Consider the following 21,896-nt stretch of genomic DNA (forward strand, 5'->3'; position numbering starts at 1 on the left):
ACCTTTGAGGGGCCGGGCGATTTGATGTTTATGACCGATCAGATGTCCAGATTGCGTCCGGTTTTCGCGTGGGCGGCGCTTGGACTGCTCGTCGCGGCGGGCGCCGCGCAGTCGGCGGCCGCGCTGAGGCAAGCCGATCCGATCTCGCCGCCCGATGGCCAAACGGCGCAGCAGATGTTCGCCGATGCCCCCGATGGCGTCGACCCGATCGTCACCGGCCCGGTCAGCGCTGCCTTCAAGCAGCGCCAGAAGGATGCCAACTGCGACGCTGCGGTTTGGCCGAACATTCCCCGGGCTTGTTATCCGGATTGACGCTCCCAATACGGCAAACGTAGCGATCCTTCGCGCCCCCCTCTGCCCTACCGGGCATCTCCCCCACTTTGGGGGAGATTGGCCGTCACGCTTGTTTTCGCCAATCACCGGCGTTGCAAAGGCAGCGAGGCGCCGAAACTGCTGATCTCCCCCCAAGTGGGGGAGATGGCCAGCAGGCCAGAGGGGGGCGCTGTCCCGTCAGCCTTGCCAATTTCTCGATCACTTCAGGCCGATCGCACCGGATCCAGCGTCACCTTGTAAAGCTCATTATCGTCGCGATCCATCAGCCGCACCGTGAGCTGCTCGGTCGCGCCGGAAATATCGACCAGCCCGAAGAACTGCAGGCCGGCCGACGGCGGCAGGTTCTGGCCCTGCTCGGCGGTCGGCGCCTTGATGAATTTCAGCTCCGGCCCGAAGGTCATGTCGAGGTCGTTGGGGCCGAACGTGCCGGCATGGATGGGGCCGGAGACGAATTCCCAAAACGGGTTGAAATCCTGGAACTGCGCCTTGTCGGGGTTGTAGTAATGCGCCGCCGTGTAGTGCACGTCGGCGGTGAGCCACACCGTGTTGGTGATGCCGGCAGTCTTGATGAAGCGCAGCACATCGGCGAATTCGAGCTCGCGCCCCTTCGGCTTGCCGTTGTCGTTGTTGCTGACGGCCTCGAACCCGACCTTCTTCGCCGCATCGTCCCATACGACGAGGCTGAGCGGCATGTCGGCGGCGATGATCTTCCAGGTCGCCTTGGAATTGGCCAGCTCGCGCTTCAGCCACTTCGACTGCTCCTCGCCGATCATGCGCGACTTCGGCGTCAGCGTTTCATCCAGATTGGCGCCGTTCGGGCCGCGATAGGAGCGCATGTCGAGGAAGAACACGTCGAGCAGCGGCCCATGCGAGAGCTTGCGGTAGACGCGGCCCGGCTCCGACGGCTCGTAGCGGATGGTGGTCATCTCATGGAACGCGCGCGCGGCCCTGGCCGCCAGCACATGGATCGACTTTTCCTTGTAGCGGTCGTCCTTGCTGAGGTCCTTCGAGTCCGACCAGTTGTTCAGCACCTCGTGGTCGTCCCACTGGTAGAAGGTCGGGCAAATGGCCGAGAGGGCAAGCACATGCTTGTCCATCATGTTGTATTTCCACTGGTCGCGATATTCGTCCAGCGTCTCGGCGACCTTGCGCTTGCCGTCGAGCATGACGACGTTCTTCCACTTGCCGCCGCCGGGCAGGTCGACCTCGTCCTTCAAGGCGCCGTCGGCATAGATCGTGTCGCCGGAATGCAGGAAGAAGTCAGGCGTGTGCTTGGCGATGATCGAATAGGTCTTCATGCCGGTCTCATCGATGCCCCAGCCCTGGCCGGCGGTGTCGCCCGACCAGGCGAAGCGCACGTCGCGCTTCGACGACGGCGCGGTGCGGAAGCGGCCGACGATCGGCTCGGAGACGGCATTGATGTCGGAAAGATCGGCCGCGACCATGCGGTAGAAGATGTCCTGGTCGGAGGCGAGATCGGTCAGCAGCCGCTTCGCCGTGTAGTCGCTGGCCGGCGAGGTATCGAGCGCAGCCAGCCTTGTGGCGTTTGCAAAACTTTCGGTGGTCGACACTTCATACATCACGCGCGCCGGCCGGTCGGTACGCGTCCACACCATGCCGGAGGTGGCGTCGACATCCCCGGACTGCACGCCATGGGTGAAGGCCGGCCGCTGGCTGGCGCGGGAATAATAGGGCAGCGCCAGACCGGAGGCGCCGACAAGGCCGAAGGCGCTGGCCGAGGTGACGAAAGCGCGGCGGGTGAGGGAAAGCTTGTTCATGGCTGTCTCCGGATGGCATTGAACGGGACCGCCAAGCTCTCGCCTTAATGTTTCAGGCGTGTCTCGGAACCATGAAGTTTTGATAACAGTGCACAGCGGAACTGCTGATCTCCCCCCTTGTGGGGGAGATTGGCAGCTCAGACCATCTGCGGCTCCGGCTCGAAGGCCGCCCTGCTCGTGTTGATCAAGAGCGAGATACAGGCTGCCGCGATGCCCGTCATGCCGGCAATCAGGAAGGCCAGCTCATAATTGCCCTGCAGCTCGCGCATCGTGCCGCCGAAGGCGGCCGCCGCCGCGGCGCCCACCTGGTGGCCGGCGACGATCCAGCCGAAGACGATCGGCCCGCTGCGGTCGCCGAAGGCCTCGTTGGCGAGCCTGAGCGTCGGCGGCACGGTGGCGATCCAGTCCAGCCCATAGAGCACGGCGAAGATGATCAGGCTGGTTCCCGAAAAGCCGGAATAGGGCAGGTAGATCAGCGACAGGCCACGGATGGCATAGTAGACGCCGAGCAGCTTGCGCGGATCGAAGCGGTCGGTGAGCCAGCCGGACAACGTCGTGCCGATCAGGTCGAAGATGCCCATCAGCGACAGCAGACCGGCCGCCTGGACTTCGGGAATGCCCATGTCGCCGCAGAACGCGATGAGATGGGTGCCGACCAGACCGTTGGTGGTGAAACCGCAGATGAAGAAGGTGGCGAACAGATACCAGAACACCCTTGTACCGGCGGCGCGGCGCAGCGTGTTCAGCGTATGCGCCAGGAAATTGCCCTGCGATGCGGGCGACACCGGCGGCACGTCGTTCGCATCGGCGCCGTAACGCACCTGGCCGATGGAGGCCGGACGCTCGGGCACCAGCAGGAAGACCAGCGGCACGAGAGCAGCGGCGGCAATGGCGATGGCTATGGCGACCGGCTTCCAACCTCCCGACTGGGCCAGCGAGGCAAGCAGCGGCAGGAACACCAGCAGGCCGGTCGCGCTGGAGGCGGACATCAACCCCATCACCAGGCCGCGATTGGTCTTGAACCAGCGGTTGACGATTGTTGCGCCGAGCACGGTCGCGACCGCGCCCGAACCGATGCCAGAAAACACACCCCACGTGATCAGCAGATGCCACGGCTTGGTCATCAGCAGGCTGAGCGCGGTGGAGCCCGACATGATTATTAGCGCGGCAAGCAGCGTGCGGCGCAGCCCGATCCGCTCCATCAACGCCGCAGCGAACGGTCCGGTTAGACCATAGAGGAAGATGCCGATCGCGGCAGCCAGCGAGACGATGTCGCGGCGCCAGCCGAAGCTCTCTTCCAGCGGCAGCATCATGACCGACGGCGCTGAACGAAGCCCTGCTGCGATCAAAAGACAAAGAAAGATGACGGCAACGACAACGAAAGCGTAGCGCTGGCCAAACGGACGGGATTGAGCTATCATGTTACTGACCGGTACGTTGCAATGGGATGGCACCATACATACGTACCGGTCAGTAACATTGTCAAGCGAGTCGTCTGCATGCCATCGGACAAAAAAATTGAAACGTCGTTGAGCGATGCGCCGGCCCCCAGGGCGGCGGACAAGATCCTCGACGTGGCGTTCGACCTTTTTTATCGCGAGGGCATACGGGCGATCGGCGTCGACGAGATCGTCAGGCGCGCCGGCGTCACAAAACCCAGCCTCTACCGCACCTTTCCATCCAAGGATGAGCTCGCCGCCTCCTATCTGCGCAAATATGACCTGGAATTCTGGGAACGCTTCGACGAGGCCGTCGACGCGCATCCGGGCAATCCGCGCGCGCAGATCATCGCTTTCCTGACCCGTGTAGGCAAACGCACTCAGAAGCCCGATTACCGCGGCTGCGGCATGACCAACGCTGCGGTGGAATATCCAGAGCGCGGCCATCCCGCGCGCATCGTCAGCGAGAACAACAAGCAGGAATTGCGCCGGCGCCTGCACGCCATGGCCGCCGCGATGGGCGCCGCCGATGCCGATACGCTGGGCGATGGCCTGCTGCTCCTCATCGAAGGCGCCTATATCAGCGGCCAGATTTTCGGCCATGGCGGACCGGCGGCGTCGGTGGCCCGCAACGCCGATCTCCTGATCGAAGCCAGCTTGAAGAAATAGCGGACGGCGTTACGCTTCCGGCAGCTCGAAACGGAGTTGCCGTTGATGCGTGCCCTTCTGATCCCGCTTGCTCTCGCCGGTTTCTGCCAGGCGGCCCAGGCCGGCGAAATCTCCAGCGCCTACACCGACCTCGACTCCAAGAAGGACTGCGTGACCTACGCGCAGGCCGCGGAAGGCGATGGCGACTGGGCGAGCCTCGTCTGCTCGGGCTATCGCGGCTACCCGGTGCTGATCGGCTACGATGATGCGCGCGAATCCGTCTATTATGGCTTTCCGTCCGACGACATGACCGCGGTCTGGGAGAGCTTCACCGCCTTCAACGGCTCCGGCCCGAAGGTGGAATGGCGCATCGAGACCAATGGCGACGTCGCAATCCCCTTCGCCGCCATCCATCGCCGGTCGGTCAGCAATCCCGAGGACGACAAGAAATCGACCGATGTGCTGGTTGTCGCCAAGGTCGCGCAACCGGAAGACCATCAGGGCTGCACCGTCGGCCTGGTTTTGGCCACCGGCAACCCGCAGGCCAACGACCAGGCGCGCAAGCTCGCTGACGAGAAGGCGAAGACCTTCGTCTGCGGCAAGGACAAGCGCGAAGTGATCGGCGACGTGCCTCCCTTCGGCCGGGTGGATAATTAGTGGCACTGCACTGGGATTTTGACCGGTCGGCTCGGTTCGCGTTGGTAGGCGGCATGCTTTGGAGATTGGCCGAAACGCCCATCGCGATCGTCATTCCAGGGCGGAGCAGGAGCGAAGCTCCGTCGCGAAGACCCTGGAATCCATGCCGTTTCCTTCGCCAAGGCGTGCAACGGAGCAGAATTCCGCACCGTGGCGGCGCTTCCAAGTCACGGAATGGATTCTATGGTCTGCGCCGCGTCGCTTCGCTCCTTGCTCCGCCATAGAATGACGAGGTTGAGGCGGCTTCAACCAATCCCCGGCGCTTGCGCTGATTTCACGGACATGAACGGAAAATCTTGCGCCAAGAAAACCGGCAATTTTTCAAAATCCCTGTGCTGGGGAACTTCCCGCCAATCATTGGGCCAAGGCCGTGTTGGGTTCCCATTCGCCGGCGTGGCTAGTAAACCCTTGCGCGGTCGCAAGTTTTCGGGAGGTCCGCTTGTCCAGTTCTGTCAGCGTCGCGAACGACAACGGCCGTGGCGGTGGTCACCATCGACAATCCGCCGGTCAATGCGCTGAGTTTTCATGTCCGCGAGCCGCTTTATGAGGCACTCGCCGCTTTGCGCGACGATCCTGCCGTCAAGGCGATCGTGATCGCCTGCGCCGGGCGCACTTTCGTCGCCGGCGCCGACATCACCGAATTCGGCAAGCCGGTCCAGCAGCCCGAACTGCGCACCATCATCGCCTTGCTTGAAACCATCGCCAAGCCGACGGTAGCCGCCGTCCACGGCACAGCGCTGGGCGGCGGGCTGGAACTGGCTCTCGGCTGCCATTTTCGTGTCGCCGATCGCGGCGCCAAGCTCGGCCTGCCGGAAGTGAAGCTCGGCCTTTTGCCGGGAGGCGGCGGCACGGTGCGGCTGCCGCGCTTGGTCGGCCCCGCGAAAGCGCTCGGCATGATCGTTTCCGGAACGCCGATTTCGGCAGGCGAGGCGAAGGCAGCGGGCCTTGCCGATGCGGTTATCGATGGAGATCTGCTGGCGGAGGCGATTAGTTTCGCTCGCGAAATGGCTGATCGCGGCGGGCCGTTCCCGCCGGTGCGTGAGCGCAATCAACGCCTTGCCGAAACCGATCTCGCCAGCTTCGACGCCCAAGCCGCTGAGCTGGCCAAAAAAGCCCGCGGACTGGAAGCGCCGCTTGCCTGCGCCGAAGCCGTGCGCAACGCTATCACCTTGCCCTTCGACGCAGCACTTGCCGCCGAGCGGCAGCTTTTCCTGAAACTCGTTTCGGGCGACCAGTCGCGGGCGCAGCGGCATCTGTTCTTCGCCGAGCGCGAGGCGGCAAAAATTCCTGGCAAGGACCTGCAGAAGCGCCAAATCGCCCGCGTCGGCATCATCGGCGCCGGCACGATGGGTGGCGGCATCGCCATGGCCTTCGCCAATGGCGGCCTGCCGGTGACGTTGCTCGAGACCAGCGAGGAAGCGCTGCGGCGCGGGCTGGCGACAATCGAGAAGAACTATGCTGTCTCCGTTAGCCGCGGTTCGTTGACGGAAGAGGCCAAGCAGAAGCGCCTCGAACTGTTCAAGGGCAGCACCGATTATGCCGTCCTTGCCGATTGCGACCTGATCATCGAAGCCGTGTTCGAGGACATGGCGGTGAAGAAAGAAGTGTTCGGAAAGCTCGACGCGATCGCCAGGCCCGGCGCGATCCTCGCCACCAACACCTCCTATCTCGACGTGAACGAAATCGCCGCCTCGACCTCGCGGCCGCAAGACGTGCTCGGCATGCATTTCTTTTCGCCGGCTAACGTCATGAAGCTCCTGGAGATCGTGCGCGCCGAAAAGACCGCGCCCGAGGTGCTGGCGACGGTCACCGATCTCGCCCGGCGCATCGGCAAGGTGGCGGTCGTCGTCGGCGTCTGCCACGGTTTTGTGGGCAACCGGATGCTGTCCGCGCGGGGCGCCGAAAGCGAAGCGCTGCTGCTGGAAGGTGCCACCCCTGCCCAGGTCGACAAGGCGTTCACCGATTTCGGCTGGCCGATGGGGCCGTTCCAGATGGGCGATCTCGCCGGCCTCGACATCGGTTGGCGCAACCGCAAGGCGCGTGGCCAGGCAGCCCTGATCGCCGACACCCTGTGCGAGCAGGGTCATTTCGGCCAGAAGACCGGGCGCGGCTGGTATCGCTATGAGAGCAGCGCGCGCGAGCCGATTGCCGACCCGGAAGTCGAGGCGCTGATCCGCGCTAAGGCGGCGGAACTCGGAATCGCCCGGCGTGAGATCGGCGCTGACGAGATCATGGAGCGCACGCTCTATCCGCTGGTCAACGAAGGGGCGAAAATCCTCGCTGAGGGCATCGCCGCGCGGGCGTCCGACATCGATGTCGTCTGGGTCAATGGCTACGGCTTCCCGATCGGCAAGGGCGGGCCAATGTTCTGGGCGGGTCTCGAAGGAGCCGGCAAGATCGTCGAGCGGCTGGAGTATTGGCACGAGCGGACCGGCAGGGCGATTTTCGAGCCGGCCCCGGCGTTGAAAAGGTTCGCCGAGACGGGATCGTGGGAAGGCGCAGCGAACGGATAAGGGCAGACGCCGCGTTCCTTCGCGCCCCCCTCTGTCCTGCCGGACATCTCCCCCACGAGGGGGGAGATTGGCAGCTTGGGCGCCTCGCTCTTCCTGCCAAGCCGGTAATTGGCGAAAGCCGACGTGACAGCTGATCTCCCCCCTTGTGGGGGAGATGGCCGGCAGGCCAGAGGGGGGCGCTGTCCCGCCAGCGTTCCCAGCTTCCACAGCGACCACACACCAAATTTGACCATGTGGACAAATCTCACCCACCGTTCCATAGTCCTCGGCGTCTGACATTTTTGGAACGGCCGGCTCGACACGGCTGTCGAACAGAGGGGCACTTCAATGGAAAACGACCGTAGCAAAACGCAACGCGCCGGCCTGTCGCGGCGCAACCTGCTGGAACTTGGCGCGCTCGGCCTTGCGGCCACCGTGCTGCCCGGCGCGGCCTTCGCCAAGGACAAGAAGCTGAAGGTGGCGGCGATCTTCGCCACGCCGATCGAGGAGCCGTGGGACAACCAGATCCATGTCGCCCTGCAGAAGGCCGAGAGGGAACTGGGCATCGAATACAAATGGTCGGAAAAGGTGCAGACCGCCGACTTCAGCCGCGTCATGCGCGAATATGCGCAAGGGGGCTACCAGCTGGTGCTGGGCGACGCCTTCGCCGCCGAGCGCGAATCGCGAAAGACCGCCAAGCAATTCCCCAAGACGGCCTTCCTGTTCGGTTCCGGCGCCGGCCCGGCCGAGCCGAATTTCGGCGTCTTCGACAACTGGATCCATGAACCGGCCTATCTCTCCGGCATGATCGCCGGAAAGATGTCGAAATCGGGCACGGTGGGCGCCGTCGCGGCGATGGGCATTCCGGAAGTGAACCGGTTGGTCAACGCCTTCTTTGCCGGCGCCAAGGAGGTCAATCCGAACGTCAAGAAGAAGGTCGCCTTCATTGGCTCCTTCTTCGATCCGCCCAAGGCCAAGGAAGCGGCCGTGGCGCAGATCGATGCCGGCGTCGACGTCATCTATGCCGAGCGCTTCGGCGTCATCGAGGCGGCGGTCGAAAAGAAGATCCTTGCCATCTCCAACATGTCGGACCAGTCGAGCCTCGGGCCCGACACGGTCATCACCGGCCCAGTCTGGGACATGTATCCGACGGTCGAGCAGGCGATCAAGCTGGTCAAGGCCGGCGTCTTCACCGCGCAGGACTATGGCGACTTCTCGCGCATGGCCAAGGGCGGCTCCTATCTGGCGCCCTACCACAAGTTCGACAAGACGCTGCCCGCCGAGGTGAAGGAACTGGTCGAGAAGAAGAAAGCCGAGATCCTCGAAGGCAATTTCCGCGTCGACGTCGACGAGAACACGCCGGTTTCGGATTGATGCATTGTTGAGGGGTGGCGCGAGGCCCCCCCTCTCTGTCCTGCCGGACATCTCCCCCTCAAGGGGGGAGATTGGCAGTTCCGTTGACGGCGCTCGATCTTTCAACGCTCGATCTTTTCAACGTTGGAAGGTGGCGAAGGGCGGCGTGACATCTGATCTCCCCCCTTGAGGGGGAGATGGCCGGCAGGCCAGAGAGGGGGCCTCGCGCTGCCCTCGGCGGTTAGCCGGATCACAAATCCAGGGAGCACCCTTGTCCGCCCCACTCATCGAAATGCGCGGCATCACCAAGAGCTTCGGCGCCGTCAAGGCGAATGAGGCCGTCGACCTCAGCGTGGCGCCCGGCGAGATCCTCGGCCTGCTGGGCGAGAATGGTGCCGGCAAGACGACGCTGATGAACGTGCTGTTCGGCGCCTATGCGCCGGATGCCGGCGACATCCTGGTCGAAGGCAGGCCGGTCGCCATCCACAATTCCGCCGATGCATTGGCCGCCGGCATCGGCATGGTGCACCAGCATTTTCACCTCGCCCCGCGCCTCACGGTGCTGGAAAACCTGCTGATCGGCATTCCCGGCAAGTCCGGCCGCATCGACCGCGCGCGCGGGCTTGCCCGGCTCACCGAGATCAGCCGGCAGTATGGGCTGAGCCTCGACCCGAACCTGCCGGTGTCGGCTCTGTCGGTCGGCGAGCAGCAGCGGCTGGAGATCATCAAGGCGCTGTTTCGCGGCGCGAAGCTTCTGATCCTCGACGAGCCGACGGCAGTGCTGGCGCCAAGCGAAGTAGACGGCCTGTTCGCCGCCCTGCGCTCGATGGCGGCGCAAGGGCTAGGCATCATCTTCATCTCACACAAGCTCAACGAGGTCAGGGCGCTCACCCATCGCTGCGTCGTGCTGCGCCACGGCAAGGTCGCCGGCCGCGTCGACCACCCGGCAAGCACCACATCGGCGGAAATGGCGAAGCTGATGTGCGGCCACGAAATCGTGCCGCCGGTCAGGGAGGCTTCGACGCCAGGCGCTTCGGTGCTGACGCTGGATGGCATATCCACTTCGGGTCACGCCGGCACCCCGTTGCGCGATGTCTCGCTTTTCGTCCGCGCGGGCGAGATTCTCGGCATCGCCGGCGTCTCCGGCAACGGCCAGCGGGCGCTGGCCGACGTCATTTCCGGCATGCTGCAACCCAGGGCCGGCACCATGACGATAGCCGGCAAAACAGTCACGCAATTCTCGCCGCGCGAGCTGCAGGCGCTTGGCCTCGGCCGCATTCCGGAAGACCGGATGACGACCGGCCTGGTGACCAACCTGCCTTTGGCCGATTCCATGGTGCTGCCGCGCATCGGCACCGAGGCCTTCAGCCGCAAAGGACTGCTCAACCCAACGGCGATCCGCGCCTTCGCCGAAGCGCAGATCAAGGCTTACGACATACGCTGTCCTGGCCCGATGGTCCGCGCCGGCGCGCTGTCCGGCGGCAATCTGCAGAAGGCGCTTTTGGCGCGGGAACTCGCCTTCGACCCAAAAGTGCTGATCGTCTCGCAGCCGACGCGCGGCCTCGACATCGGCGCCGCCCGCTTCATCCACGAGAAATTCCTGGCGATGCGCGCCAGGGGCTGCGGCATCATCGTCATCGGCGAGGATCTCGAGGAATTGCTGATGCTCTCGGACCGTATCGCGGTGATGTATGAGGGCCGCATCGCTGGCACGCTTCCCAGCGCGGATGCCACCGTCGCGAGGCTCGGCCTGATGATGACCGGCGCGGGGCACACCGAGGAGGCGGCTTGATGTTTCGCCTCGAAGCCCGCACGTCGACACCCGCCTGGTTCAACCTGGCGCTCCCGCTGATCGCCATCGCCGCGACGCTCATTCTGTGCAGTGGCCTGATCGCCATCGCCGGCGCCGGTGTGATCGAGGCCTATGGCGTCATGCTGTCCGCCTCGCTCGGCGACAGCTACGCCATCACCGAGACGCTGGTGCGCGCCGCGCCGATGATCTTCACCGGCCTTGCGGTGGCGATCGCCTTCCGCGCCAAATTCTGGAACATCGGCGCCGAGGGCCAGCTGCTGGCCGGCGCGGTGGCGAGCTGCTTCGTCGGCGCGATCCCGATGCCGGGCACCCTCGCCATGCTGTTGATGGCGCTGGCCGGCGCCGCGGCCGGCGCGCTGGTGGCGCTGGTGCCGGCGACGCTGAGGGTCAAATTCAAGGTCGACGATGTGGTCAGCTCGCTGCTGCTCAACTCGGTCATCTATTACGCGCTGATGGCGCTGATCGAAGGGCCGTGGAAGGACACCTTTTCCGGCTATCCGATCTCGCCGCCGATCGAGGATTCGGCCAATTTCCCGGTGTTGATCGAAGGCACAAGACTGCATCTCGGCGTCGTCGTCGCGCTGATCGCGGCACCGCTTTGCTGGTTCCTGATCGCCCGCACCACGCTCGGCTTCCGCATCCGCGTCACCGGCGAGAACCCGGAAGCCGCCCGCTATGGCGGCATCAACGTGCAGCGCGTGCTGCTCTCGACAGCCCTGCTCTCGGGCGCGCTGGCGGGCCTGGCCGGCGTCGGCGAGGTCGGCGGCGTGCATTTCCAGGTGATGAGCGACATCTCGCCGGGCTATGGCTATTCCGGCATCGTCGTCGCCATGCTCGCCCGTCTCAACCCGCTCGGCGTGGTGCCGGCGGCGATCTTCCTGGCCGCTGTCATGACCGGCGCCGAGGCGATGTCGCGCGCGACCGGCGTGCCGGCTTTCCTGAGCGACGTCATCCAGGGCACGGCGCTGCTTGCCATGCTGGTGGCGCTGCTCTTCACCGCCTACCGCATCCGCCGCGTGGGAGCGCAGACATGAGCGCGGTGTTCGAGCAGATTTTCCAGGTCGGCTTCCTCGCCGCCATCATCCGCATCGCCACGCCGCTCGCTTTCGCGACGCTCGGCGAAATGTTTTCCGAACGCGCCGGCGTGCTCAATCTCGGCATCGAGGGCATCATGTTGCTCTGTGCCATGGCCGGCTTCACAGCCGCGAGCCTGAGTGGCAGCCTGTGGCTCGGCGTGCTCGTGGCGGTGCTTGTCGGCGCCCTCATGGGCGCGTTGCATGCGCTGTTCACCGTGGCGCTAGGCCTCAGCCAGCATGTCTGCGGCATCGGCGTGACCTTGTTCTCATCCGGTCTCGCCTATTTCCTCTACCGCCTGATCTTCGGCCAGCAATCGGTGCCGCCCAGCATCGACGGCTTCAAGCCCGTGCCGATCCCGCTGCTCTCGGACATCCCGATCCTGGGGCCGGCCGTGTTCAACCAGTTCACGCTGGTCTATCTGGCGATCATCGCCGTTCCGCTCGCCGCCTTCGTGCTCTACCGCACGCCATGGGGGCTGTCCGTGCGCATGGTCGGAGAAAACCCGCGCGCGGCGGACTCGGCCGGCGTCAGCGTCATCGCCACGCGCTTCCAGGCGGTGATCCTCGGCGGCGCGCTGATGGGTCTTGCCGGCGCGTTCCTCACCATGGCGCAGTTCAACGCCTTCACCTTCGGCGTTGTCTCGGGCCGTGGCTGGGTGGCAATCGCGCTGGTCGTGTTCGGACGCTGGGACCCGTGGCGCTCGGCGGGTGCCGCGCTACTCTTCGCCTTCGTCGACGCGCTGCAGCTCCGGATGCAGGCGAGCGGCCTCGGCCACATCCCTTACGAAACCTTCCTGATGCTGCCCTTCATCTTCACCATCGTCGCCATGGCCTTCATGTCGCGCAATGCGGTGGCGCCCTCGGCGCTACTGAAACCGTTCAGAAGGGAAGAGCGGTAGGCTCGGATTTCCTCGCCCCCGCAAAGCGGGGGAGAGGTGGCCGCGAAGCGGCCGGAGAGGGGGCTGCGCCGACGGTCGAATGGTTGCTCTTTCTGCGCCGCGTTTGCGCCAAATTCTCAGCCGGTTCTGGCTTCACGCAGGGCGTCCCCTCTCCGTCTCGGCTTCGCCGAGCCACCTCTCCCCACTTTCGTGGGGCGAGGAAAAGCCTCAAATCGCCGTGAAAGCATTATCCACGAACAAATGCGCGCCGTTGACGAAGCTCGACTCGTCGCTGACAAGGAACAGCGCGGCCTTCGCCACCTCCTCCGGCTCGCCGATGCGGCCTTGCTGTGCGGCCATGGCGGCATCGGAGACGTCGACGCCGAGCTTGCCGAGATCGGCCACTTCGCGAAGTCCGTGCGGCGTGCGGATGAAGCCTGGGCAGACGGCGTTGCAGCGGATGTTGCGGTCGCGGAACTCCACCGCGATGGCGCGGGCGAACATGTGGCAGGCGCCCTTGGTGGTGTCGTAGAGCACCTCGTTCGGCGTCGCCGCCACCGCCGAGATCGACGAGGTGCAGACGATCGAGCCGCCGCCGGCGGCGATCATGCCGGGCAGCACCGCGCGCGTCATCAAAAACATCGACCGCACGTTGACGGCATGCAGCCAGTCCCATTCCTGCAGCGTCGTCTCCAGGAACGGCTTTATCACGATCGTGCCGGCATGGTTGAACAGGACCGTGACCGGACCGAGCTCATCCGTCGCCGCCTTCACGGCTACCTCGACCTGCGCCTCGTCCGAAACATCGGCCACGAAATGCTGGGCTATATGGCCCCGCGCCCGGATCGCCGCGGCGGTCTTGCCGGCCGCCTCGCCATTGCGGTCGATGATCGCCACCTTGGCGCCCTCGGCGGCGAACAGCTCGGAGGCCGCCCCGCCCATGCCCGTCGCGCCGCCCGAAACGATGGCGACCTTGCCCGCCAGCCTTCCACCCATTTTCGTCTCCCTGGATTCCGTGAAGTGTCCTTGATGCTACCGCGTCGTGCGGGGGATGGCCAAGCGCTCGAACGATGCCGTTTGCCGCTGAAAGCCCGTGGTCCCGGGCATTTGCCGGGCAGCCCATGCTCCGCCTGCTCCCTGGATGCTCCGCTCCGCAGGAGCATGAGTTACCTGGATTGCGCCCTCTATGAGAACATTCTCCCAAAAATCCTTGAAAAATAGCAATCGACAAAGTCTACTAACTTTATAGATTAAGCCCTGAGACGGAGGCCGATATGTCCTATATCCAGAACGCTCAGACCGCCCGCAGGGGCCAAAGGCTGACCGCCGACCAGAGCTGGAGGCCCGCCTATGGCGGTACCTTCGCCTATCTCGTCTTCGCGCTTGCATTCGTGTTCACGGGCGCGGTGGTGCTGGGGCTGATCCCCTGATTTCAAGGCGGGCCGAGACCCGCCGTCAAACAAGCTGAGTTGCGTAACCGGAGTGGAAAGCTGGCCGAACGCCGGGGCGCTGTCGTGCGCCCGCGGATTTGGTTCGAACGCTTTGGAGCGGGGCAAGCCGACGTGATGGAGGAGATGGCAATGCCGATCGAGTTCACGCATGTTCCCGGTAAGGCTGCCAATGGCAGCTTCTTCTATGATTTCGCCGAGACGGCGACCAGATTGTCGCTGATCGAGGACGCCGGTTTCCGCAGGCTGGTGGTGGACGATCCGGCAGGCCTGCTCGCCAATATGGACATCGCCGCGCAGACGCTCGACCGCACCGGGTCGCTGGAGGTGGTGCTGACGCATTGGGCCGGCGTGATCGAGCCGACGGTGGCGGCAAGGCAGCTCGCCGCGCTCGACAGTCGAGGCGGCGGACGCCTTTCGCTTCGCATGCTGAGCGAGCCGCTGGAAGACAGCGATGCCGAGGCGCGGCCGGTCGGCCACAGCGTCGTTTGGCAGCGCATCGACGAATATCTGGTGCTGCTGAAGCGCCTCTGGTCGAACGACAGGCCCTTCGACCATGAAGGCGCCTTCTACAGCGTCCGGGGCGGCTTCGTGCCGCGCAAGGGGCCGCATGGCGCCGATCTCGTCATCCGGCTCGGTGGCCAGTCGGGAACCGCGCTGAAGGTCGCCGGCAAGCATGCCGATGTCTTCGAGCTGGCCGCCGGCTCGCCCGACGAAGTGCGACAGCTGATCGAACGTGCCCGCAGCGCCGCCGCTGAGCACGGCCGCGCCGGCAAGCTGCGCTTCGCGCTTCCGGTCCGCATCCATGCGGATGGCTGGAGCGGAACCCCGGACCACAAGGCGGTCGAGATCGCCGGACCGCCGGCGCGGATTGCCCTGGCGCTTTTGCCCTATGCCGCGCTCGGCATCGAGGAATTCATGATCAGCGGCATCGACCGTCCGGGCGAGATCGCCCGCATTGGGCGCGAAACCATCACGCTGCTCGCGAACTCGCTGGCGCGCCGCGAGGCGGAGGTTCCGCAGCCGGGTGCGTTTGCCTCATCCCGCTTCGCGGAACACCGTATAGGCTGAAATCACGGCGTGCTGGAGTACCCCAGGCCGTCCATCACGTAATCCGCGAACAGGAAATCGCGGATGCCGGCGATCCGGCCGTCTTCCCAATCGATGAGGATGAAGTAGCGCGGCGGTCCATCCGGACGCTCCGGGCTGGTGACCAGGATGGCGGGCCGGCCTTCGACAAGTCCGGTGGCGAAATGCCAATGCGTTTCGTCGGCATAGCGGCCGAAATAATTGCCGACAAATTCCTTGCCGTCGGCGCGCAGGCGATTGACCAGCTCCAGCTTGACGTCCTCGGCCAAAAGACCGCGCAGCGTATCGAAATCCCTGGCGTTGAAGGCGGCCACATAGTCGCCCAAGCGGCGCATGTCCTGCCGGTCGAGCGCCGGACGGGGCGGCGCCATGCGCGGCGCGGCCGCCAGCTTGCGCAAGCTTTCGCGCCCGCGCTGCAGCGCGCCCTTGATCGCCGTGTCGGATGTGTCGAGGATTTCGCCGATCTCCTCCAGGCTGTGGCCGAGCACGTCCTTCAGCACGACCGCGCATCTTTGCGCCGGCGGCAGCTGCATCAGCTCGGCTAGGCTCGCCTCGGCGGCGATGCGAGCGTCCTGCGCCGAATTCTCGTCGGCGATCGTGTCGAGCTCGACCTCGCTCTCTCGGCCCCGTAACCGGGCGCGCTTGCGCAGGAAATCGAGCGCCGCGTTGTGCGCGATGCGAAACAGCCAGGGTTCGGTCCTGTCGGGCATGTCGCCATTCCTGATCGCCACGAAGCCTTTGGCCAGGGTCTCCTGGACGATGTCCTCGCCATCGATGACCGATCCGACCATGCGCGACGCGTAGCGGTGCAGCTTGGCCCTCAGGCCGGCGGCCTCGCGCTCGAAGGCGCGAAGCCGGGCCTCGGTCGTCGCGGCGGACTGATCGTGCAAACCGGTCACGCAACCTCCTGGTCTTCGATCCCGCCCGTATGCGAATAGGTCGTGTGACCCATCATGCTCTCGCCAGCTGCGAGCCCGACGATGCACTTCATGTAGTCGGCGAAACGCGGATCGGCACGAAAGGCCGCGATATCCTCGGCCGAACGCCATTGCGAGATGTTGGCGACCTTGCTGCCGTCGCCGCCGACGACCACGGATGATGACAACGAGCCCGGCTGCTTGCTGAAGAAGTTTCGCGTGCCCTCGGCGAGCGTCGTGGCGAGTTCCTGCTGCTTGCCCGGCTTGGCGGTGAAGACGTTGATCAAGGTCACTGTGGTCGACATGGCTCGGCTCCGTTTGTCCTGCGGGCGGAGGCCGTCGCGGCTCTCACACCTGTTACGATCCTCAAGACGAAGGCGGAACCGGAAATGGAACGGTGGGGCGGAAAAATTTCGATGACACCGCAAATAACTTTCAGCGCACGGCGCCCGCGAGCTGCCGCAAAGCCGCGATGACGGTTTGCGAGTCCGCCAACGCGCCGAAGATCCCGTCCTCGACCGTCACCATGTGCAGCGCCGCTTCATGCGCATACTGGTCGCCGCTGGCGCAGGCGTCCGAAACCGTCAGGCATTGGAAGTTGCGGTCGCAGGCCTCGCGCAAGGTGGTGTGCACGCACACATCCGTCGTGCAACCGGTGAAAAGCAGATGCGTTATGTCTCGCGCGCGCAGCACCATCTCCAGATCCGTATAGGTGAAGGCGCTGTTGCAGGTCTTGTCGACGATGAGGTCCTGCGGCGCGACGTCGACTTCCGCGGAGATCTGGAAGCCCGGACCCGAGCGCAGCAGGACATCGGTACCGTCGAGGCCAGCCCGCTTGCGCCGCCATTTTTCGTATGGCGTCATGTCGGCCATGTCGGCGCGGTAGCCTTGCCTTGTGTGGATGACGGCGAGGCCTGCGGCGCGCGCCGCGGCAATCAGCCGGTTGACCGCCGGCAGGATGGCTCTCAGCGGCGACGGATCATAACCTTTCCTGGCGAAATAGCCGGTCGGCGACAGGAAATCCTCCTGCAGGTCGATGACCAGCAGCGCGGTGTGTTGCGGCACCAGCCTGCCGTCATAGGGGAAGTCGAATGGTATCGCCTTGATCATCCGCGGTCTCCTTCTTCGGTATCGAGCATAGCCTGCCGGGCATGCGGCGGAAGCCCCTCTGGTGACGGCCGGCGAGCGCGCCGAGGCGATTGAACACCAGGCCTTCGCCGATTTGTTGGCCTGATTCCGATCTTAATCTTGACTATCAAAGTCATGTTTCATACTCAGTCGGCAGCGCATGGCGCAAAGCCGTGACCGAAGTTCGCACCAGCCAGCCGACAATCCGCCGGTTCGTGCCATGACAAAGCGAGGACGAGACTTGTCCCGGAGCGTTCTGTTCGCGGCGATGGCCGCATCCATGATCTCTTCGGCTGGGATAGCCGTGGCTGAGCAGCAGCCGGCAACACCGCCGGCGACCGGTCCGGCTGCGGCCGCCTCCGCGCCTTCCGCATCCACCGCTGATCCACCGCCCGCGGCGCGAATGCCGGCTGAGGCCGTGCCGGCGGTGCCAGGCATCCAAACGGCTCCGAACGGCGCCGCCGGTGAAGAGCCTTCCATCTCGCTGACACTGCCGCATGACCTCTCGCCTTGGGGCATGTTCATGAATGCCGACATCGTCGTGAAGGCGGTCATGGTCGGGCTGGCCTTCGCGTCTCTCGTCACCTGGACGATCTGGCTTGCCAAGTCGCTGGAGGTGTTCGGCGGCAAGCTGAGGGCCCGCCGCGCCGCCGATGCGATCGGCAACGCCGCGACGCTGATGCAGGCCGGCCGCGAGCTTGGCCACAGCGGCGATCCGGGCGCGCTGCTGGTGCGGGCAGCCGAAGAAGAACGGGCGCTCTCGGCCGGCGCGCTCGACCATGTGTCCGGCGAAGGTCTCAAGGAACGTGTCGCCTCCCGGCTTTCGCGTATCGAAGCGGCGGCGGCGCGGCGCATGTCGCGCGGCACCGGCCTGCTCGCCACGATCGGCTCGACGGCGCCCTTTGTCGGCCTGTTCGGCACCGTCTGGGGCATCATGAACGCCTTCATCGGCATCTCGCAGGCGCAGACCACCAACCTCGCCGTCGTGGCGCCGGGCATCGCCGAGGCGCTGCTTGCGACCGCGATGGGCCTGATGGCGGCCATTCCGGCCGTGGTCATCTACAACGCCTTCGCGCGCTCGATAGCCGGCTACAGGCAGATCCTCGCCGACGCCTCCGCCGGCGTCGAGCGGCTGGTCAGCCGCGATCTCGATTTCCGCACGGTGCCGCCGGCGACGGCCATGGCGGCGGAGTAACGGCGATGGCGGCGCGCATTCGCGAGACGGCCGGCGACGATCTCGAGGAAAGCCACGACATCAACGTCACACCGTTCATCGACGTCATCCTGGTGCTTCTGATCATCTTCATGGTCGCGGCACCGCTCGCGACCGTCGACGTCAATGTCGACCTTCCCGGATCGACGGCGACGCCCGCGCCGCGCCCCGAAACGCCGCTGTTCCTCACGCTGAAAAGTGACCTCACGCTGGCGATCGGCAATGACAGCGTGCCGCGTCCGGCCTTCGCCGGGATGCTCGACAGCCGCACCAAAGGCGACAGGCAGACGCGCATCTTCCTGCGCGCCGACAAGACGGTCGGCTATGGCGACCTGATGGAGGTGATGAACCTGCTGCGGAGCGCCGGCTATCTGAAGGCGGCGCTGGTCGGCCTCGAAACCACGGGCAGCGCCGGCGGACAGGCTGCGCCAGGAACCCCTGCGGCCGGCGCGAACCCAGCTCCGACATCCGGCGGGAACCCGGCGCGATGACGGTCGCCGCCCTTTCCCGAATGTCCCAGCCGCGCTTCGGCGCGCGCGACGCCGGCCTGTGGACGAGCGCCGCCGCGATCGTTCTCGCCGCGCATGTCGTGGCCGGCTATGGTCTGCAGCGCTTGAGCTTCGCCGACGCACAGGACGGCGGTTCGCTGCCCGCGCTGGCGGTCGAGTTGGCGCCGCTGCCTATCGCCCCTGTCAGCGCCGACGATGCCGCCATGCTGGACACGCTGACACCGGATCAACCCGACCCGATCGTCGAGCCAACGGACAAGCCTGTCGAGGCGCATCCCGTGACCGACCCGTCGCCCGAGCCCGTGGTGGAAGAACCCGAGCCCGTAGCGGAGCCGCCGGTCGAGACCGAGAAAGCGGAAGAGATCGAGCAAGCCGAGCCGGCGGTCCAGAAGATGGCGGCGCTGAGCGGGCAGCAACCGCTGGAAGAGGTCGTGCCGGACCCCTTGGAGGCGATCAATCCCACCGTCGTCGTCCCATTGCCGGAGCCGAGACCGGTCGAAAGGAACGTTAAGGCGGACAGGCCGATCGAAGCGAAGAAGAAGGTCGAGAAGAAGCCGTTCGACAAACCGAGGGAGCGGCCGAAGAAGGAAAAAACGGCGCCCCCGAGAGCATCCATAACAGCCAGCATCGATGCAAAGGCGCAGGGCAAGGCGGCTGCCCCCAAATCGACCGGGGCAGCCTCGCGGTCCGGCGACAGTTCCAAGTGGAATGCTCAACTGAGATCGTGGTTGGGCCGACATACGCGCTATCCGAGCGCGGCACGTTCCAGACGGGTCGAAGGTGCCGTCAATGTGACTTTTGTCGTTGGCGCTTCCGGCAACGTGAGCTCCGTCCGGCTGGCGCGTTCCTCGGGCGACCCGGATCTCGATCGGGCCGCGCTGGGTGCCCTTCAAGGCGCGACCGTGCCCGCGCCCCCGCCCGAAAAGGCCGGCACCAGCGTAACGGCGCCATTGTATTTCTATGTTCAGGATTAAGGAGATCGCCTTCGTGGATGTCATGCTATCGGCGATAGGTGCCCCAAGCGATCGGCTCTATGTTGATTTGCGCCAAGAGCCTTCTCATTCGAAAGCCCTATGACCATGCTAACCCGTCGCACTCTTCTCAAAACCGCAGCCGTCGCCGGTCTCGCCGGAACCGGTGCCGCAGCCTTCGGCAGATTGACGGGACTCGCCGCGCCCACGCCCGAGCCGCTGACCCTGAAGACCGCCAGCATCGAGGCGCGGCTGATGGACGGCGCGCCGACGAAGAACGTGCTGACCTATGGCGAGGCAGGTCCGCCGCCGGTGATCCGAATGAGGAAAGGCGAGGCGTTTGCCGCGCGCTTGATCAACGGCATCGATGATCCGACGACCATTCACTGGCACGGCATCCGCGTTCCCAACAAGATGGACGGCGTGCCGTTCCTGATCCAGCCCTATGTCTATCAGGGCGACCATTTCGACTATGCCTTCACCCCGCCCGATGCCGGCACCTTCTGGTATCACCCGCATTGCAACACGCTGGTCCAGATGGGTCGCGGCCTGACCGGCGTGATCGTGGTCGAGAACCCGAAGGACCCCGCCTTCGACGCCGAAATGGTGATCAACCTGCGCGACTGGCGGCTCGGCGACGATGGCCAGTTCATCGAGGCGTTCCGGCCACGCGACGCCGCCAAGGCCGGCACCTTCGGCACGGTGCGCACCGCCAATTGGCTCGACCAGCCGCAATTCCATGCGCCGGCTGGCGGACTGGTGCGGCTGCGCGCCGCCATCACCGACGTCACCCGCATCTACGCCTTCCGCGTCGACGGGGCCGAAGCGGCGGTGATCGCGCTCGACGGCAACCCGGTGCCGCAGCGTTTTACGCCGGACGCCTTGCAGATCGGACCCGGCCAGCGGCTGGAGCTTGCCATCCGTATGCCCGACGAGGAAGGCGCGATCGTCAGCCTGCGCGACGTCCGGGGCACCAAGCCGAAAATCCTGGCGACGCTGCGTTCCGTCGGCAAATCGCTCAAGCACGATCTGCGCGATCTCGGCCCGCTAGAAGTCAATCCGGTGGCGGAAGTGGACCTTTCCAGCGCCAGGCGCATTCCGCTGGCGCTGAGCGCCACGGCGGAAAACGTTTCGGCCGACAGCATCTGCGGCTCGCTCGGTTACAGTTTCTGGGCGATCAACAAGGTGCCGTGGCCAGGCGACACGCCCGACCCGACGGCGCCGCTCGCCGAGCTGAAGCTCGGCAAGAGCTACATCATCGACATGGAGAACCTGACGCCGCACGCGCACCCGATCCATTTGCACGGCATGAGCTTCAAGGTGCTGTCGTCCTCGACCAGGGCGGTGCAGCCGCTTCTCTCCGACACCTATCTCATCCAGCCCGATGAAAAGGTGCAGCTAGGATTTGTCGCCGACAATCCCGGCGACTGGCTGCTGCACTGCCATATCATCGAGCACCAGAAGACAGGCATGACGAGCTATTTTCGCGTGATGTGAGCGCGTCTCGTTTTCGTGAGGTGGGTTGACCGCGCCGCCTGATTGCCTAGGTAGGCAACTGGCAGGCGGGCGACACGCAACTCCGACCGACGGCATGACATTTTTGCGCATTCGAAAACTTGCCCTTGTGGCGGCAGGCATCTCCATCCTGTCGTCCTGCGTCATCCCCAACGACACGTCGAGCATCGCCAAGGTCGATCCCACCACGGCCGCTGCCCGCAAGGAGATGGTCGGTCTCAGCGAGGCCGATGTGCGCATGTGCGCCGGCTTTCCGACCGCAACGGCCGATACGGGAGCCTCCGGCCAGATCTGGACCTATCAGCGCACCGTGCAGCGCGGCAATCTCAGCATCGCGGTGCCGACCATGGCCGTTGGCGCGATCCCCGCGGTTGGAGGGTCGGTCAACGTCGCTCCCGGCGGCTATTGCAACACGCAGATCCGCATGGTCGGCGGCCATGTCGCCGAAGTGGCCTATGCCGGCGACAACAACCTGCCGAACAGCATCGATGCGCTCGGCGTCAGCACGGTCGACGCCTGCGTGGCCTATGCGCGCCAACGCAATCACAAGGCGACGGCAGTCTCCAGGTGAGTGGGACTTGGACCAGTCCGAAATTCGTC

20 protein-coding genes and 1 pseudogene are annotated in these 21,896 nt (G+C 65.2%); 15 read left to right on the forward strand and 6 right to left on the reverse strand.

Annotated features, from left to right (window positions below; all coding sequences use genetic code 11):
• The first annotated feature begins 24 nt into the window (after positions 1-24).
• Positions 25-312 carry a hypothetical protein gene (locus tag EN862_RS23320; protein ID WP_245519679.1) on the forward strand — a complete coding sequence of 96 codons (288 nt, stop codon included), beginning with the start codon at positions 25-27 and terminating at the stop codon, positions 310-312.
• 224 nt (positions 313-536) lie between these two features.
• Here EN862_RS23320 and EN862_RS23325 read toward each other — a convergent pair whose 3' ends face one another.
• Positions 537-2,111 (reverse strand): alkaline phosphatase, encoded by a 1,575-nt coding sequence (locus EN862_RS23325; protein WP_127865910.1) that lies wholly within the window; start codon positions 2,109-2,111, stop codon positions 537-539.
• A 137-nt stretch (positions 2,112-2,248) separates the two neighbouring features.
• Positions 2,249-3,532 carry an MFS transporter gene (locus EN862_RS23330; RefSeq protein WP_127865911.1) on the reverse strand — a complete coding sequence of 428 codons (1,284 nt, stop codon included), beginning with the start codon at positions 3,530-3,532 and terminating at the stop codon, positions 2,249-2,251.
• A 78-nt stretch (positions 3,533-3,610) separates the two neighbouring features.
• Here EN862_RS23330 and EN862_RS23335 point away from each other — a divergent pair, with 78 nt between their 5' ends.
• The 7 genes and pseudogenes from EN862_RS23335 (at position 3,611) to EN862_RS23375 (ending at position 12,527) form a co-directional block, all read left to right on the forward strand.
• Positions 3,611-4,219, forward strand: a complete 609-nt coding sequence (locus EN862_RS23335) for a TetR/AcrR family transcriptional regulator (protein ID WP_127865912.1) — start codon at positions 3,611-3,613, stop codon at positions 4,217-4,219.
• Positions 4,220-4,264: 45 nt separating this feature from the next.
• A complete protein-coding gene (locus EN862_RS23340; RefSeq protein ID WP_127865913.1) occupies positions 4,265-4,855 on the forward strand; it encodes a hypothetical protein in 591 nt (196 codons plus the stop codon).
• A gap of 478 nt (positions 4,856-5,333) precedes the next feature.
• Positions 5,334-7,407 (forward strand): annotated as a pseudogene (locus EN862_RS23345) (3-hydroxyacyl-CoA dehydrogenase NAD-binding domain-containing protein).
• Positions 7,408-7,734: 327 nt separating this feature from the next.
• Positions 7,735-8,760, forward strand: a complete 1,026-nt coding sequence (locus EN862_RS23355) for a BMP family protein (RefSeq protein ID WP_127865915.1) — start codon at positions 7,735-7,737, stop codon at positions 8,758-8,760.
• Between the two features lie 250 nt (positions 8,761-9,010).
• The gene (locus tag EN862_RS23365) at positions 9,011-10,531 is read left to right on the forward strand and encodes an ABC transporter ATP-binding protein (protein WP_127865916.1); all 1,521 of its coding nucleotides are present in this window, start codon (positions 9,011-9,013) and stop codon (positions 10,529-10,531) included.
• Complete coding sequence (locus EN862_RS23370; protein ID WP_127865917.1) at positions 10,531-11,586, forward strand: ABC transporter permease; 1,056 nt, start codon at positions 10,531-10,533, stop codon at positions 11,584-11,586. The genes EN862_RS23365 and EN862_RS23370 overlap by 1 nt, the downstream gene beginning before the upstream one ends.
• Positions 11,583-12,527 carry an ABC transporter permease gene (locus EN862_RS23375; protein WP_127865918.1) on the forward strand — a complete coding sequence of 315 codons (945 nt, stop codon included), beginning with the start codon at positions 11,583-11,585 and terminating at the stop codon, positions 12,525-12,527. Before EN862_RS23370 ends, EN862_RS23375 begins: the two co-directional genes overlap by 4 nt.
• A gap of 207 nt (positions 12,528-12,734) precedes the next feature.
• Here EN862_RS23375 and EN862_RS23380 read toward each other — a convergent pair whose 3' ends face one another.
• Positions 12,735-13,502 carry an SDR family oxidoreductase gene (locus EN862_RS23380; RefSeq protein ID WP_127865919.1) on the reverse strand — a complete coding sequence of 256 codons (768 nt, stop codon included), beginning with the start codon at positions 13,500-13,502 and terminating at the stop codon, positions 12,735-12,737.
• Positions 13,503-13,780: 278 nt separating this feature from the next.
• Here EN862_RS23380 and EN862_RS23385 point away from each other — a divergent pair, with 278 nt between their 5' ends.
• Positions 13,781-13,936 carry a hypothetical protein gene (locus EN862_RS23385; protein ID WP_127865920.1) on the forward strand — a complete coding sequence of 52 codons (156 nt, stop codon included), beginning with the start codon at positions 13,781-13,783 and terminating at the stop codon, positions 13,934-13,936.
• A gap of 150 nt (positions 13,937-14,086) precedes the next feature.
• On the forward strand, positions 14,087-15,025 hold the full coding sequence (locus EN862_RS23390; protein WP_127865921.1) for an LLM class flavin-dependent oxidoreductase: 939 nt from the start codon (positions 14,087-14,089) through the stop codon (positions 15,023-15,025).
• A 2-nt stretch (positions 15,026-15,027) separates the two neighbouring features.
• Here EN862_RS23390 and EN862_RS23395 read toward each other — a convergent pair whose 3' ends face one another.
• From EN862_RS23395 to EN862_RS23405, 3 genes are all read right to left on the reverse strand, one after another.
• Positions 15,028-15,942 carry a sigma-70 family RNA polymerase sigma factor gene (locus tag EN862_RS23395; RefSeq protein ID WP_348632084.1) on the reverse strand — a complete coding sequence of 305 codons (915 nt, stop codon included), beginning with the start codon at positions 15,940-15,942 and terminating at the stop codon, positions 15,028-15,030.
• Positions 15,939-16,265 carry an antibiotic biosynthesis monooxygenase gene (locus tag EN862_RS36980; protein ID WP_127865923.1) on the reverse strand — a complete coding sequence of 109 codons (327 nt, stop codon included), beginning with the start codon at positions 16,263-16,265 and terminating at the stop codon, positions 15,939-15,941. Before EN862_RS36980 ends, EN862_RS23395 begins: the two co-directional genes overlap by 4 nt.
• 130 nt (positions 16,266-16,395) lie before the next feature.
• Positions 16,396-17,070 carry an isochorismatase family cysteine hydrolase gene (locus EN862_RS23405; RefSeq protein WP_127865924.1) on the reverse strand — a complete coding sequence of 225 codons (675 nt, stop codon included), beginning with the start codon at positions 17,068-17,070 and terminating at the stop codon, positions 16,396-16,398.
• A 259-nt stretch (positions 17,071-17,329) separates the two neighbouring features.
• On the opposite strand from EN862_RS23405, the gene exbB reads away from it, so the two are divergent.
• The 5 genes from exbB to EN862_RS23430 all read left to right on the forward strand — a co-directional run bounded on the left by exbB (position 17,330) and on the right by EN862_RS23430 (position 21,867).
• The gene (exbB, locus tag EN862_RS23410) at positions 17,330-18,283 is read left to right on the forward strand and encodes a tonB-system energizer ExbB (protein ID WP_127865925.1); all 954 of its coding nucleotides are present in this window, start codon (positions 17,330-17,332) and stop codon (positions 18,281-18,283) included.
• A 5-nt stretch (positions 18,284-18,288) separates the two neighbouring features.
• Positions 18,289-18,792, forward strand: a complete 504-nt coding sequence (gene exbD / locus EN862_RS23415) for a TonB system transport protein ExbD (RefSeq protein WP_127865926.1) — start codon at positions 18,289-18,291, stop codon at positions 18,790-18,792.
• Positions 18,789-19,784, forward strand: coding sequence for an energy transducer TonB (locus EN862_RS23420; RefSeq protein ID WP_127865927.1), 996 nt, complete (start codon positions 18,789-18,791; stop codon positions 19,782-19,784). Before exbD ends, EN862_RS23420 begins: the two co-directional genes overlap by 4 nt.
• 99 nt (positions 19,785-19,883) lie before the next feature.
• Complete coding sequence (locus EN862_RS23425) at positions 19,884-21,278, forward strand: multicopper oxidase family protein (RefSeq protein WP_127865928.1); 1,395 nt, start codon at positions 19,884-19,886, stop codon at positions 21,276-21,278.
• Between the two features lie 94 nt (positions 21,279-21,372).
• Complete coding sequence (locus tag EN862_RS23430; protein ID WP_127865929.1) at positions 21,373-21,867, forward strand: hypothetical protein; 495 nt, start codon at positions 21,373-21,375, stop codon at positions 21,865-21,867.
• The last annotated feature ends 29 nt before the right edge of the window (positions 21,868-21,896 follow it).

The sequence above is a fragment of the Mesorhizobium sp. M2E.F.Ca.ET.219.01.1.1 genome, from assembly GCF_004016445.2.
Lineage (GTDB): Bacteria > Pseudomonadota > Alphaproteobacteria > Rhizobiales > Rhizobiaceae > Mesorhizobium.

What these genes read in the sequence shown, in the direction of transcription:
- EN862_RS23320 (WP_245519679.1), top strand. Translation starts at nt 25, where the DNA reads ATGTTTATGACCGATCAGATGTCCAGATTGCGTCCGGTTTTCGCGTGG.
- EN862_RS23325 (WP_127865910.1), bottom strand. Translation starts at nt 2,111, where the DNA reads ATGAACAAGCTTTCCCTCACCCGCCGCGCTTTCGTCACCTCGGCCAGC.
- EN862_RS23330 (WP_127865911.1), bottom strand. Translation starts at nt 3,532, where the DNA reads ATGATAGCTCAATCCCGTCCGTTTGGCCAGCGCTACGCTTTCGTTGTC.
- EN862_RS23335 (WP_127865912.1), top strand. Translation starts at nt 3,611, where the DNA reads ATGCCATCGGACAAAAAAATTGAAACGTCGTTGAGCGATGCGCCGGCC.
- EN862_RS23340 (WP_127865913.1), top strand. Translation starts at nt 4,265, where the DNA reads ATGCGTGCCCTTCTGATCCCGCTTGCTCTCGCCGGTTTCTGCCAGGCG.
- EN862_RS23355 (WP_127865915.1), top strand. Translation starts at nt 7,735, where the DNA reads ATGGAAAACGACCGTAGCAAAACGCAACGCGCCGGCCTGTCGCGGCGC.
- EN862_RS23370 (WP_127865917.1), top strand. Translation starts at nt 10,531, where the DNA reads ATGTTTCGCCTCGAAGCCCGCACGTCGACACCCGCCTGGTTCAACCTG.
- EN862_RS23375 (WP_127865918.1), top strand. Translation starts at nt 11,583, where the DNA reads ATGAGCGCGGTGTTCGAGCAGATTTTCCAGGTCGGCTTCCTCGCCGCC.
- EN862_RS23380 (WP_127865919.1), bottom strand. Translation starts at nt 13,502, where the DNA reads ATGGGTGGAAGGCTGGCGGGCAAGGTCGCCATCGTTTCGGGCGGCGCG.
- EN862_RS23385 (WP_127865920.1), top strand. Translation starts at nt 13,781, where the DNA reads ATGTCCTATATCCAGAACGCTCAGACCGCCCGCAGGGGCCAAAGGCTG.
- EN862_RS23390 (WP_127865921.1), top strand. Translation starts at nt 14,087, where the DNA reads ATGCCGATCGAGTTCACGCATGTTCCCGGTAAGGCTGCCAATGGCAGC.
- EN862_RS36980 (WP_127865923.1), bottom strand. Translation starts at nt 16,265, where the DNA reads ATGTCGACCACAGTGACCTTGATCAACGTCTTCACCGCCAAGCCGGGC.
- EN862_RS23405 (WP_127865924.1), bottom strand. Translation starts at nt 17,070, where the DNA reads ATGATCAAGGCGATACCATTCGACTTCCCCTATGACGGCAGGCTGGTG.
- exbD (WP_127865926.1), top strand. Translation starts at nt 18,289, where the DNA reads ATGGCGGCGCGCATTCGCGAGACGGCCGGCGACGATCTCGAGGAAAGC.
- EN862_RS23420 (WP_127865927.1), top strand. Translation starts at nt 18,789, where the DNA reads ATGACGGTCGCCGCCCTTTCCCGAATGTCCCAGCCGCGCTTCGGCGCG.
- EN862_RS23425 (WP_127865928.1), top strand. Translation starts at nt 19,884, where the DNA reads ATGACCATGCTAACCCGTCGCACTCTTCTCAAAACCGCAGCCGTCGCC.
- EN862_RS23430 (WP_127865929.1), top strand. Translation starts at nt 21,373, where the DNA reads ATGACATTTTTGCGCATTCGAAAACTTGCCCTTGTGGCGGCAGGCATC.